Consider the following 12,265-nt stretch of genomic DNA (forward strand, 5'->3'; position numbering starts at 1 on the left):
CATGCTTGCCTGAAAACCGGCTTTATGGGTTTGCTCAGAGTGTTTCCAAGAATGCGGGCAAGCCGGTCAGCTTCGGAAGCAGGGCTAAACAGGGTGCTTGTCGCAGTTGCTCTGCTGAATGGGCGCCGGTGGTTACGGCCACGGCGCGGCAGCGGGCATTGGCCGCCATTTCCAAATCGAAAGCTGTATCGCCGACCACTAAGGCGTCGGCCGTGCTGAGGCCGAGTTCGCCGCAGATTTCCAGCACCATATCGGGTGCTGGCTTGGGCGGGCATTCGCTGGCGCAACGGGTCGACAGCCAATAGTCTGTCGTGTGGGTTTGTGCAATGGCTTGATTCAGCCCCGAGCGGCCTTTGCCGGTGGCAACGGCCAGCCAATAGCCTTGCTGTTGCAGGGTGTTCAAGCAGGTTAGGGCGTCGTCGAATAGTTTCATGTTGCGGTTGTTCGGATTGAGCGTGCTGTGGCTGTAGGCGTGTGCAATGCGTTCTTGTTGCTCGGCGGTAAGTTTGGGCGCGAGGGCGTGGATGATACCGGCCAAGCTTTTGCCGATAAGCGGGCGTATGGTGTCGTCTGCCGGCGCGTCGTGACCACATTCGGTAAAAGCGTGTTGCATGGTGCGGATGATGGGTAAGGTGGTATCGGCCAAGGTGCCGTCCCAGTCGAAGATGATGAGTTTGGGTTTCATGGCGATTCTCAAATTAACGGGGGTTTCGGTTTATAAGCCTGTCTGAAAAAGTGGTTTCAGACAGGCATTAAGCTGAGACGGGCTGCAGGCTGGACAAAAATGCCGTCAATTCTTGCGGTAACGGTGCTTGTAATATTAAAGGTTCGCCCGTTATGGGGTGGTCGAGGCGCAATTCGGCTGCGTGCAGAAACATGCGTTTTAACCCCAGCTTTTGCAAACGTTTGTTGGCTTGATAATCGCCATACCGTTCGTCGCCGGCGATTGGGCAATTTTGCGCTTGCATATGAACACGAATTTGGTGGGTTCGGCCGGTTTTTAAAACGGCTTCGACCAGCGTTAGTTCAGACAGGCCTGCTTGGTGCAGCAAGCTGCCGTTAAAACGTTGCAAGGTATGTAATATGGTATGTGCGGATTGGCCGTCTTCGCTGACTCGCACCATTTTTTCGCCTTGCGCGCCGGTGTATTTAAAGAGCGGCAGCTTGACATGCAGTTTGTTTGCCGCCAACTTGCCGACGCCCAACGCCAGATAGCTTTTTTTCGGATGGTCGTTGCGAATGGCTTCATGCAACTTTACCAGCGCGCTGCGTTTCTTGGCAATCATCAGCAGACCGCTGGTGTCTTTATCAAGACGATGCACCAGCTCCAGATATTTCGCTTGCGGGCGGGCGCGGCGGATTTGCTCGATAACGCCGAAACTGACGCCGCTGCCGCCGTGCACCGCAATGCCGGCAGGTTTGTTAATTACCAGCAGTACATCGTCTTCATATACGATTTCAAACTCACGCACCGGAATCTGCGCGGCAGACGGCATCGGTTTTTCCGCCGTACGCACCGGCGGAACGCGCAAAACGTCACCCGCCGCAATACGTTCCGAAGGCTTGCAGCGCTTTTTGTTCAAACGAACCTCGCCTGCGCGGATAATGCGCAGAACATGGCTTTTGGGCACGCCCTTTAAAACTTTAAACAGATAGTTATCAAGGCGTTGCCCGGCATCGTTTTCCGAAATGTTCAAATGGTTGACTAAGTCTTTGCTAATTGCCGGCATTTTCTCTATAATCCATTGGCTTGCTTTGCAGAAGCGGGGCAAGTTAATTGATTGATACCAAACTGGGAAATTGTGTTCTAGCCTGATTTATCGAAGCTAGCCGGCGGTAATCCGCCTTGTTTGGTATGGAATATTTTATATTAAAAACGCACTCTACAAAGCATTTCTTCCGATTTGCCGCAAAGCCCGCCAAATCGGAACAGTAGTTAAGTTTGACTTGAAAAGTTTGGACAAGTCAGCCGCCACAGCCGTAAGACGTTAAATATAACGCTGCTTCGGGCGAGCAAACCGGCCAAACGATAATTAAGAAGTTGATGGCTCTATTTCCGGCGTTGCCGCCCGTTTTATTTCAACCGGCGACAATACCTTACCCGCCCGCAACAGCAGGGCAACGCGCCGCTACCCGTGCGTATCGTTCTTTTTTCCTTCTTTAATTAGCCGCTCCGCAGAAGTCGTCGGCTGTTGTTGCAGAATAAAAACAAACGGCAGATATGTTTCAGACAGGCATTCATAACCTGCGGAACCAAAGTCTAAAAACTGATTACGCGCTTCGTAAAGTGCCTTTCGGGTTTTTAAATGTGATTAAAAACCAAGAGGTTATTGAAAAATGAAACGCATGTTATTCAATGCTACGCAAGCCGAAGAGCTGCGCGTAGCGATTGTTGATGGACAGACCTTACTGGATCTGGACATCGAAACGCTGGGCAAAGAACAGCGTAAAGGCAATATCTACAAGGGTGTCATTACCCGCATCGAACCATCGTTGGAGGCCTGTTTTGTTGATTACGGCACCGACCGTCACGGTTTCCTCCCATTCAAAGAAGTTTCTCGATCCTATTTCCAAGATTACGAAGGTGGCCGCGCGCGCATTCAGGATGTGCTGAAAGAAGGCATGCAAGTCATCGTTCAGGTGGAGAAAGACGAACGCGGCAACAAAGGCGCGGCGCTGACCACGTTTATCAGCTTGGCCGGACGCTATCTGGTTTTGATGCCCAACAACCCGCGCGGCGGCGGTGTATCGCGCCGCATCGAAGGCGATGATAGGCAGGAGCTGAAAGCCGCTATGGCCGAATTGGAAGTGCCGCGCGGCATGAGTCTGATTGCCCGTACCGCGGGTATCGGCCGAAGCGTTGAAGAATTGCAGTGGGATTTTAATTACTTGCTGCAACTGTGGCATGCCATCGAAGAGGCGGGTAACGCGCATCAAGAACCATATTTGCTGTTTATGGAAAGCTCGCTGCTGATTCGGGCTATCCGCGATTATTTCCGCCCCGATATCGGCGAAATTCTGGTTGATAACCAAGAAGTTTACGAGCAGGTTTCCGAGTTTATGAGCTATGTGATGCCGGGTAATGTCGGTCGGCTCAAGCTCTATCAAGACCATACGCCGCTGTTTTCCCGTTTCCAGATTGAGCATCAGATTGAGAGTGCGTTTTCCCGTAGCGTCAGCCTGCCCGGCGGCGGAGCGATTGTTATCGACCACACTGAGGCGCTGGTTTCCATCGATGTGAACTCAGCCCGTGCCACACGCGGCGCCGATATTGAAGATACGGCGTTCAAAACCAATATGGAAGCGGCGGAAGAGGTGGCACGCCAAATGCGCTTGCGCGATTTGGGCGGCTTGGTGGTAATCGATTTTATCGATATGGAAAATCCCAAGCATCAGCGCGATGTGGAAAACGTATTGCGTGATGCGCTGAAAAAAGACCGCGCCCGTGTTCAAATGGGCAAACTTTCCCGTTTCGGTTTGCTGGAGCTTTCGCGCCAGCGCCTAAAACCGGCTTTGGGCGAGAGCAGCCACGTGGCTTGCCCGCGTTGTGCCGGTACCGGTGTTATCCGCGGCATTGAATCTACCGCGCTGCACGTGTTGCGCATTGTGCAAGAAGAGGCGATGAAAGACAATACGGGCGAAGTGCATGCTCAAGTTCCCGTTGATGTGGCAACGTTTTTGCTGAACGAAAAGCGCGCCGAATTGTTTGGTATGGAAGAGCGCCTTGATGTTTCCGTGGTGTTGATTCCCAACATGCATCTGGAAAACCCGCATTATGAAGTGACCCGCGTGCGCATTGATGATGTGGAAGAAGATGTGGTGCCCAGCTACAAACGCGTGGCCGAGCCTGAAAAAGACGAAGCCGCCGTACCTTTCTCGTCAACCAAGTCGACTAAGGCCGCCCGCCCTGAACCGGCAGTAAAAGGCGTTCGGCATGATCAGCCCGCTCCGGTGGTGGAGGAGAAAAAAGCGTCGTGGTGGGATAATTTCAAGGCTTGGTTTAAAGGTTTGTTCGGTGCGGCCAAGAAAGAAGAGGCCAAACCGGAGGCGCCGCGTAAAAATGCCAACGGCCGCCGCAATTTGAAAAACAACCGTAACGGCAGTCGGCGCAACAGCAACCGGCGCAATAATAGCAATCGGAGCGGTTCGAACGATAAAACCGTTGAAACCGGCGATAATGCGCCTGGGCAGGAAAATCAAGTAGCAAACCGCGGTAACAGACAAAACCGACAGGAAGAGCGAGCCCAAGAACGGCGCAATAACCGTCAGGAGCGCAATGAAGCGAAGGAGCTGCCGACAGCGGAAGAGAATGTGAAAGCCGCCGGCGAGCAGCAGAATAACCGCCGCCGCAACCGCAAAGAAGCGGCTGCTGAGAATAAACCGGCTAAGCCGGTAGTGCAGAATGCGGCTCAAGATGGTAATAATGCGCTTGAGCCAGCGAAGGCGGCAGTTGGTACGGAAAAAGCGGTCGGGCTGGTAGAGAAGCCTGCTAAGTCAACGAAGAAGCAGGATAAACCAGCCAATTCCGAGCCGGTTGAAGCAGCGGAAAAACCACGGCGCAATAACCGTGATCGTAATCGTCAGAACGACCGACGGGGCGGACGGAATGATAAAAAGCGCAATATTCCTTCCGCTGAAAAAATCGAACGCAATCTGATGATTGTTGAAGTGGGCGACCGCGTACGCGATGCGGTGGCGCATGTGTTCGGCGAAGACAAGGCTGCGCCGGTCGTGGTGGCGTTAAAAGGCTTTGAAGATGATGCCGCGGCACAAGCGCCGTTGATTATTACCATTCCCGAGCCGGCGGCTGAAGCGCCTGCGCAAGAAACGGTTTTATTCGCCATTGAAAATGATGAAGCGACGGTGGTGGCGCAAAGCAGTGCCAAAGTGAAAGAAGCCGTAGCCGATATCGTAGGCACTTTGCCGGTTGAAACCGAAGAATCTGCGGCTACGCCTGATGTGTTGCGAGGAATTGAGGCGGATGAGCCGGTGGTCGAGGCTAAAGCAACGCCGACGGCTTCCGAGCCGGATTGGGATTTGGGCGGTTTGGTGCTGGTGCAGACGCGTAGCGAGGCGCTGGCGACGGTTGTTGAGCAGCCAGAATTGCCTAAAGGCCCGCGCAGATCGGATGTACCGCGCGTGACTGATAGTGCGGAAAGCAATGAGCCCTTGGTGCAGGTGGAAACGCATAGCGCTTCCTGAAACGTGTAAATCTTAAAATCATTTGAACTGAAATGCCTGTCTGAAAAGTTTTCAGACAGGCATTCGGTCTTTGAGCATGCTGAAACTATGTCTTTAAAATATTGGCTGGTCGCAGCACGGTTGCGGACCTTGCCATTGGCTGCCGCATCGGTGTTGTGCGGCGCTTTGTCGGCAAAATTGACGGGGCAATATCATGCGACAGTAATGCTGTTGTGCTTGGTAACGGCGGTGGCGTTACAGGTGTTTAGCAATTTGGCCAATGATTACGGCGATGCCTGTCATTGTGCGGATACAGCGGATAAGCAACCGCCACGCATGGTAAGTGGCGGGTTTATTAGTCGGGCAGCTATGAAGCGTGCTTTGCTGCTAACCGGAATAGTGTGTTGCGTATGCGGCATTGGCTTGTTGGCGCAAGCGCTGCCGTTGGTTCAGGCAGACGGTTGGGGCGGCTGGTTGTTGTGGTTGGCTTTGGGCTGTGCTGCGATAGCCGCGGCATTTGCTTATACGGCGGGTAACAAGCCTTACGGCTATGCCGGCTTCGGTGATTTGGCGGTGCTGGTGTTTTTCGGCTGGCTCGGGGTGTTGGGGAGCGAATATTTGCAAACCGGAGCTTTGGCCGCTCGTTCATGGTTGCCGGCAACGGCTTTGGGGTTGTGGTGCGTTATGGTTTTGAATTTGAACAATATGCGCGATATTGAGAGCGATGGGGCGGCTGGGAAAATGACGGTTGTCGTTCGTTTGGGCTTGCCGAGGGCGAAGTTTTACCATCTTGCGTTGACCGGATCGGCGTGGGGTTTGTGGTTGGTTTGGTTGGCGTGCCGATTGGCCGACAGTGCTGTCTATATGGGTCTGAACGTGATATTGACGGTAGCTTCCTTGAGCCATGCCTGCCAAGTATGGCGCGCGTGCGATGCGGATTTGGATAGGCTGCTGCCGCAATGGAGCGGCTGGATTTTGATGTGGGTGCTCTGCTTGTGGCTGGCTGTTTGGTATTGACGGTTCGTATCACAGATGATGTATAGACATTTGTTTTGCTGATATAAAATGCCTGTCTGAAAAGTGTTCAGACAGGCATTGGTCGTTTTGCAGGGATGATTGGGTTATAGCCCGGCGGCGGTTTTCAGTGCGGCGGCTTTGTCGGTACGCTCCCATGTGAATTCCGGCTCTTCACGGCCGAAATGACCGTAGGCGGCGGTTTTGCTGTAAATCGGGCGCATCAGATCGAGCATCTGGATGATGCCTTTCGGGCGCAGGTCGAAGTGCTGGCGTACCAGGTTAATCAGCTTGGTTTCTTCCAGTTTGCCGGTGCCAAAGGTGTCAATGGAGATGGAGGTCGGCTCGGCTACGCCGATAGCGTAGGAAACCTGGATCTGGCATTGCCGTGCCAAGCCGGCGGCCACGATGTTTTTGGCAACATAGCGGCAGGCGTAGGCGGCGGAACGGTCGACTTTGGTCGGATCTTTACCGGAAAAGGCACCGCCACCATGCGGCGCTGCGCCGCCGTAAGTGTCGACGATGATTTTGCGACCGGTTACGCCGCAATCGCCCTGCGGGCCGCCGATAACGAAGCTGCCGGTCGGATTAATCAGGTATTTTGTGTCGTCGGTCAGCATGTCGCGCGGTAATACGGGGAAGATGATGTGCTCTTTGACGGCGGCAATCAAATCTTCACGGCTGATTTCCGGATCGTGCTGGGTAGAGAGAACGACGGTGTCGATGCGCTTTACCTTGCCGGTTTTGCTGTCGTAAACGCAGGTTAGCTGAGATTTGGCGTCGGGGCGAAGCCAAGGCAGAAGGCCGCTTCTGCGTACTTCGCTTTGACGCTGCATCAGGCGGTGGCTGTAATAAATGGGGAAGGGCATCAGGGTGGGGGTTTCGTCGCAGGCGTAGCCGAACATCAGGCCTTGGTCGCCGGCGCCTTGCTCCAAATCAACGCCTTCGCCTTCGTTGACACCGCAAGCGATGTCGGGCGATTGTTCGCCGTAGTTTTGGATGACTTTGCAGGAATCGGCGGAGAAACCCCAGTCGGGATTGTTATAGCCGATGCGCTTGATGGTGTTGCGTGCGACTTGTTCGTAATCGACTTGGGCACGGGTGGTGATTTCTCCGGCCAGTACGCATAAATCGGTGGCCACCAAGGTTTCCGCCGCAACGCGGGCGGCGGGGTCTTGCGTTAATATGGCATCGAGAACGGCATCGGAAATCTGGTCGGCCACTTTGTCGGGATGGCCTTCGGAGACGGATTCGGACGTGAATAGATATTCGCTCATAATGGAGGCTTTCTGATGAAAGGCAGATTAGGTGCTCTGTTGGGATGGGAATAAATGCTGCCGATTATAGCAGAAAATGGCGCGGCAATGCCTGTCTGAAAAGCGGAATTGGGGTGGCGCAGGGTTTTCAGACAGGCATGGTGTCGTGCGGCGGCAGGGGCGCGCCGGCAGGGTGTTTATAACGGTTGTAGGCAAATAGATATTGTGTGGGGAAGCGGCGTACCCAGTATTCGACGTTGTTGTTGATGATTTGCGCGTCGTGTGCTTTGTCGCCGTTCAGTTGGCCTTGCAGCGGCTTGATATGCAAGACAAACCCTGAGCCACCGGCTAAACGTTCGCCGCAGAAGAATAAGGTTTTTACGCCTTTGACCTGTGCCAGCTTGCCTGCCAGTGTCATGGTATAGGCATCGCGTCCGAAAAATTTGGCCCATACGCCGCCGCCTTCTTCAGGAGAGGGAACGTGATCGGGCAGGATGATGGTGGCTTCGCCCGCCCGCAATGCCTGAATGATTTGTTTGACGCCTTGGATGTTGGTGGGGGCGGTTTTGCCTTTGCCGCGTACGCGGCCGGCCTGCATAACCGCATCGAATGCTTTTATTTTCGGCGGTTTGTACATGGCGGTAAGGGGAAAAGGCAGCCGTTGGCTGAGGTAGCGTCCGGCTAAATCGTAGCTGCCGATGTGCGGTGTGATAAACAATAAACCTTCGCCGGCATCCAGCGCGGCTTGAACATGCTCCCAGCCGTGTACGTGTTGAAAGAGGGTTTCGATGTCTTGGGGTTGTCTGAAAAACGCTACGGGTAATTCCAATCCGCTTTTTGCGGTTTCTTGTAATACGGCTTTGACGGTTTGGTTGTCAGTAGGCAAGCCGGCTGTTTGTAAATGGGTAAGGATGCGCCGGCGGTCAGACGGCGCAAGATAAAAGGCGAGATTGCCTAATAAGGTGCCCAAGCGGTGTAACAGCGGCAAGGGTATGGCGGCAAGGCAGCGGAAAAGGAAAAAAACAAGAGTTTGCATCATGTCGGTTTCAAGAGTGAACGGAAGGATTGTAATGGAAAACAGCAGGAGCGCCCATAGACTTTCAAGAGAGAAGCCTGTCTGAAAAGGTGCGGGTAAGTAGAAATTTTATTCGCTTGTTATCTAATACATACCGTTTATCACAATATGATAAAACCATTTTTTAATGATAATAGAATGAACTTATGTGAGGTAATGAGAAAAAAAGCTAAATAAACATACTGTTGTGTAAATGGTAGTGAACTAAAAAGGGATGTCGGGCGTCTGTGATTATGACGGTAACAATTCATAATTGTTGACAATTTTTAAGAACTACTAGGATCTAAGAGATATATATGAGTGATAACCAAAACATTTTGACTGCAACCTCTACTGCTTTTTCCGATGGCAATGAAACGGTAACTGCAACCGGAAACAAGCTGAGTGGTAATGTATTGAGTAATGCTGTCAATGCCAGCTCTCCTGAGGTGGAAAGCTATTCCATTAACGGTATGAAATATAAATCAGGTGAGACTGCAGGCATTTTCGGCGTGGGCACTTTTAAACTGGAAAGCAATGGTAATTATGCTTTTTCAGTGGAAGGGCAGCGTGTTTCGTCGGCAAAAATGCCAGAAGTGAGCTATACCGTCAAAAGCGGCAGCCAAACGGATACTTCCACGCTCAATATTGCGATAGGCAGCAAAGTGGCTGCAGCTCCGTATGCCGAAGCAGATGCCAAAGCCAGTGTCGCCGCTACTAACACGATTAACGTGTTGAATAATGGTTCTGCCAGTGGCAATGTACTGGCTGCTTATGAGGGTAGTAGCGACAAGCCTTATATTTCTGGCTTTCGTATAGACGACGCTTATTATGCTTCCGGTCAGACTGTAAAGGTGGATAATCTTGGTGAAATAACGGTTAATCGCGACGGTTCTTATTCTGTGAAAAGCAGCGGTCTGGCGGCCGATGCCTCGTTGCCGGTTATTGCGATGACTGTAAGCAACGGTTCTCAAGCTTCCTCGGTCAAGCTGACGCTGCATATGCCGGCCAATGCCAATAGTGTGCTAACCGATGAGAGTGAAAACTTGGCGGGCATTAGTGGTAATGTTTTGGATAATGCGCGCAGCACGTTGAATGGCACGCCAGTTGGTAGTTTGGGCGTAACCAGCATCAAAGCAGACGGCTTGAGCTATGATCCTGGCGATACCATTCAGTTTGACGGCGGTACTTTGCAAGTTAAAGCCAATGGCGAGTACGAGTTTATTGCCAACGGCGCCTATACGGTGTATGACGTGCCCGACGTAACCTATACCGTGAGCAACGGAGCTAAAACCGATACCTCGACCCTGAAAGTTTCTTATGATTGGGGCCATCTGGAAGGTGATTTCGGCATGTTGACGAACGATAACGGCCAAGTGATTTCAGGTGATAATTACGACGGGGCTACTGAGTCTAAATTGATTGGTCAAGCAGATAATTCCGACCTTTTGGTGGGAGATGCCTACAATAAGACCGCTACTTCGGATCTACTGATTGCGGGCGCCCGCACAGGCGCTTCTGCATCTGACGTGTTGGTGGGCGATCGTTTGAACATCGATCATCTGAGTTGGAAATCAAACGGCAGTACCGTGCAGGGAAGCAGTTATGACAATACCGTAACCGGTATCCGCGATTACTTAAAGGCTACAACAAATTCCTCCACTGATGAAGATGTGATCCAGTATGTACGTGATAATTATGCGAAACTGATGGATGCTAAAGCACAAGGTGGCGATGATACCTTAGTCGGCAGCTTCAAAGATGATATTTTAATCGGCGGAGCAGGTAACGATACGCTCAGCGGTGCTGCCGGTAAGGATACGTTTGTCTTTAAGGCTAATAGCAACAGCGGACATGACGTGATTACCGATTTTACGAAAGGCTACGATAAAATCGTATTTACCGATTTGGTTGATACTTCCAAACTGAATTGGAATGCCGATAGCGGTATTTTAAGTTTTACCGGTGTGCAAGACGGCCATACTTATCAAAACACCATCACCATTCAAAATGCTTCCGGTGATTTGAAGCTGGAAGATTTGGTGGCGATTACGGCTACGGCTTAATATTATTGGTAATAGAGTTTCAAGGTAATACCTGAATAAAAGCCTGTCTGAAAACGTTCAGACAGGCTTTTTTTGTATTGAATGGGTTTTCTTAGTTGGGCTGATAGTGCTGAATATCATTTTCGAGGCCATATATCCGATAATGGCCCTGTGGAAATAAACCAAGCTGATATTCTCAGGCCTGTTGATGAAACCCATCGGATAATCAATCTTAGCGCTTAAATCTCAATGTATTTTCATTGTATTTAGGAAGGATTATTTTATGACTAAAGATCGGGTGTACTCGTCTGAATCTCATTCATTTGGTTGCTTATGACATGATATAAAAAAATAAAAAACCGCTTCTGGAAAAGCGGTTTTGCTTGTGTGTTGGTGCCCGGAGCCGGAATCGAACCGGCACGACCGTATTAGGGCCGACGGATTTTAAGTCCGTTGTGTCTACCAATTTCACCACCCGGGCGAATCAAAAATAGTATTATGGCTGCTTTGCCAGCAGCCATAATAAATATGGAGGCGGGGGCGCGGATTTTAACCGGCCTATGTGAAGGTTGCACCCCTCACAGCATAAACACTCTGCCACCCCGCCGTAAACTTGGATGTATTATAACAAATTCTGGAGGCGAGAGTCGGAATCGAACCGGCGTCCACGGCTTTGCAGGCCGCTGCATAACCACTCTGCCATCTCGCCATTTTGACAAATCGCCTCGCCGGGCAATTTGTAATCTGGAGCGGGAAACGAGTCTCGAACTCGCGACCTCAACCTTGGCAAGGTTGCGCTCTACCAACTGAGCTATTCCCGCTTGGGCTTTGTTTCGATAATTATGGAAATCTGGAGCGGGAAACGAGTCTCGAACTCGCGACCTCAACCTTGGCAAGGTTGCGCTCTACCAACTGAGCTATTCCCGCTTGGGCTTTGTTTCGATAATTATGGAAATCTGGAGCGGGAAACGAGTCTCGAACTCGCGACCTCAACCTTGGCAAGGTTGCGCTCTACCAACTGAGCTATTCCCGCTTAAGTTTGCCTTGCTTCAGCTTGGCAAATGAAGCCGCTATTATAAATATTTTAAAATGAGTGTCAAGAGATTGACATGATTTTTTTAACGGATTTCTTTCCACGCCATTTTTAGGTAATACAGCATTGACCAAATGGTTAAGACGGAAGCGATGAGCATGAGTATGTTGCCGATGATAAGGAAGTTGATTCCGTAAAAATCGGAGGTTCCGATTAGCAGGAGTAAGATGGCAAGCATTTGGGCGGTGGTTTTGAGCTTGCCTATGGTAGCAACTGCTACGCTGCCGCGCTTGCCCATTTGTGCCATCCATTCGCGTAAAGCCGAGATGGTAATTTCCCGTCCGATGATAATCATGGCGAATAAAGCCAGTGTTCTATCTAGTTTGACCAGTAGGATTAAGGATACGGCAACCATCAGTTTGTCTGCGACGGGATCGAGAAATGCGCCGAAGTCGGAAGTTTGTTGCCAACGGCGGGCGAGAAAGCCGTCGAACCAGTCGGTTACGGCTGCGGTAATGAAAATGCATGCTGCGGCCCAGTTTACCGTTTGCGGTTCTATCCAGCTATGGGGCAGATAAAACAGGGCGGTAAAAACTGGAATCAGCAGGATGCGCATCCAGGTCAGCAAGATGGGTATGTTGCACGGCATATAGGGATAATCTCAGGCGGGTTTTTCAGACAG

8 protein-coding genes and 5 tRNA genes are annotated in these 12,265 nt (G+C 51.4%); 3 read left to right on the forward strand and 10 right to left on the reverse strand.

Going from position 1 to position 12,265, the window contains the following annotated elements:
- Positions 1-34 precede the first annotated feature (34 nt).
- Together Q4A84_RS01450 and Q4A84_RS01455 are read right to left on the reverse strand one after the other, a co-directional pair.
- Entirely contained in the window at positions 35-685 is a 651-nt protein-coding gene (locus Q4A84_RS01450; RefSeq protein ID WP_303087149.1) for an HAD-IA family hydrolase, read from the reverse strand.
- Positions 686-752: 67 nt separating this feature from the next.
- The gene (locus Q4A84_RS01455; protein ID WP_303087150.1) at positions 753-1,730 is read right to left on the reverse strand and encodes an RluA family pseudouridine synthase; all 978 of its coding nucleotides are present in this window, start codon (positions 1,728-1,730) and stop codon (positions 753-755) included.
- A 607-nt stretch (positions 1,731-2,337) separates the two neighbouring features.
- Here Q4A84_RS01455 and Q4A84_RS01460 point away from each other — a divergent pair.
- Positions 2,338-5,202, forward strand: coding sequence for an Rne/Rng family ribonuclease (locus tag Q4A84_RS01460; RefSeq protein WP_303087151.1), 2,865 nt, complete (start codon positions 2,338-2,340; stop codon positions 5,200-5,202).
- Between the two features lie 87 nt (positions 5,203-5,289).
- Positions 5,290-6,198: a 1,4-dihydroxy-2-naphthoate octaprenyltransferase gene (gene menA, locus Q4A84_RS01465; protein ID WP_303087152.1), complete on the forward strand. Its 909-nt coding sequence runs from the start codon at positions 5,290-5,292 to the stop codon at positions 6,196-6,198.
- A gap of 104 nt (positions 6,199-6,302) precedes the next feature.
- Here the strand turns inward: menA and metK are convergent, their stop codons facing one another.
- Both metK and Q4A84_RS01475 read right to left on the reverse strand, forming a co-directional pair.
- The gene (gene metK / locus Q4A84_RS01470) at positions 6,303-7,472 is read right to left on the reverse strand and encodes a methionine adenosyltransferase (RefSeq protein ID WP_303087153.1); all 1,170 of its coding nucleotides are present in this window, start codon (positions 7,470-7,472) and stop codon (positions 6,303-6,305) included.
- A gap of 127 nt (positions 7,473-7,599) precedes the next feature.
- Positions 7,600-8,487 carry a lysophospholipid acyltransferase family protein gene (locus tag Q4A84_RS01475; RefSeq protein WP_303087248.1) on the reverse strand — a complete coding sequence of 296 codons (888 nt, stop codon included), beginning with the start codon at positions 8,485-8,487 and terminating at the stop codon, positions 7,600-7,602.
- Between the two features lie 335 nt (positions 8,488-8,822).
- On the opposite strand from Q4A84_RS01475, the gene Q4A84_RS01480 reads away from it, so the two are divergent.
- Positions 8,823-10,571, forward strand: a complete 1,749-nt coding sequence (locus Q4A84_RS01480; protein ID WP_303087154.1) for a hypothetical protein — start codon at positions 8,823-8,825, stop codon at positions 10,569-10,571.
- 370 nt (positions 10,572-10,941) lie between these two features.
- Here the strand turns inward: Q4A84_RS01480 and Q4A84_RS01485 are convergent.
- The 6 genes from Q4A84_RS01485 to pgsA form a co-directional block, all read right to left on the reverse strand.
- Positions 10,942-11,031, reverse strand: a tRNA-Leu gene (locus Q4A84_RS01485).
- Positions 11,032-11,185: 154 nt separating this feature from the next.
- Positions 11,186-11,259 (reverse strand) — tRNA-Cys (locus Q4A84_RS01490).
- A gap of 36 nt (positions 11,260-11,295) precedes the next feature.
- Positions 11,296-11,371 (reverse strand) — tRNA-Gly (locus Q4A84_RS01495).
- Between the two features lie 30 nt (positions 11,372-11,401).
- Positions 11,402-11,477 (reverse strand) — tRNA-Gly (locus Q4A84_RS01500).
- Positions 11,478-11,507: 30 nt separating this feature from the next.
- A tRNA-Gly gene (locus Q4A84_RS01505) sits at positions 11,508-11,583 on the reverse strand.
- 85 nt (positions 11,584-11,668) lie between these two features.
- A complete protein-coding gene (gene pgsA, locus Q4A84_RS01510) occupies positions 11,669-12,232 on the reverse strand; it encodes a CDP-diacylglycerol--glycerol-3-phosphate 3-phosphatidyltransferase (protein WP_303087155.1) in 564 nt (187 codons plus the stop codon).
- Between the last annotated feature and the right edge of the window lie 33 nt (positions 12,233-12,265).

This window comes from Neisseria sp., from assembly GCF_030527965.1.
Classification (GTDB): Bacteria; Pseudomonadota; Gammaproteobacteria; order Burkholderiales; family Neisseriaceae; genus Neisseria.

Bases quoted from the DNA above. Each gene is read 5' to 3' on its own strand.
- Q4A84_RS01450 (WP_303087149.1), bottom strand. From the start codon at position 685: ATGAAACCCAAACTCATCATCTTCGACTGGGACGGCACCTTGGCCGAT.
- Q4A84_RS01455 (WP_303087150.1), bottom strand. From the start codon at position 1,730: ATGCCGGCAATTAGCAAAGACTTAGTCAACCATTTGAACATTTCGGAA.
- Q4A84_RS01460 (WP_303087151.1), top strand. From the start codon at position 2,338: ATGAAACGCATGTTATTCAATGCTACGCAAGCCGAAGAGCTGCGCGTA.
- menA (WP_303087152.1), top strand. From the start codon at position 5,290: ATGTCTTTAAAATATTGGCTGGTCGCAGCACGGTTGCGGACCTTGCCA.
- metK (WP_303087153.1), bottom strand. From the start codon at position 7,472: ATGAGCGAATATCTATTCACGTCCGAATCCGTCTCCGAAGGCCATCCC.
- Q4A84_RS01475 (WP_303087248.1), bottom strand. From the start codon at position 8,487: ATGCAAACTCTTGTTTTTTTCCTTTTCCGCTGCCTTGCCGCCATACCC.
- Q4A84_RS01480 (WP_303087154.1), top strand. From the start codon at position 8,823: ATGAGTGATAACCAAAACATTTTGACTGCAACCTCTACTGCTTTTTCC.
- pgsA (WP_303087155.1), bottom strand. From the start codon at position 12,232: ATGCCGTGCAACATACCCATCTTGCTGACCTGGATGCGCATCCTGCTG.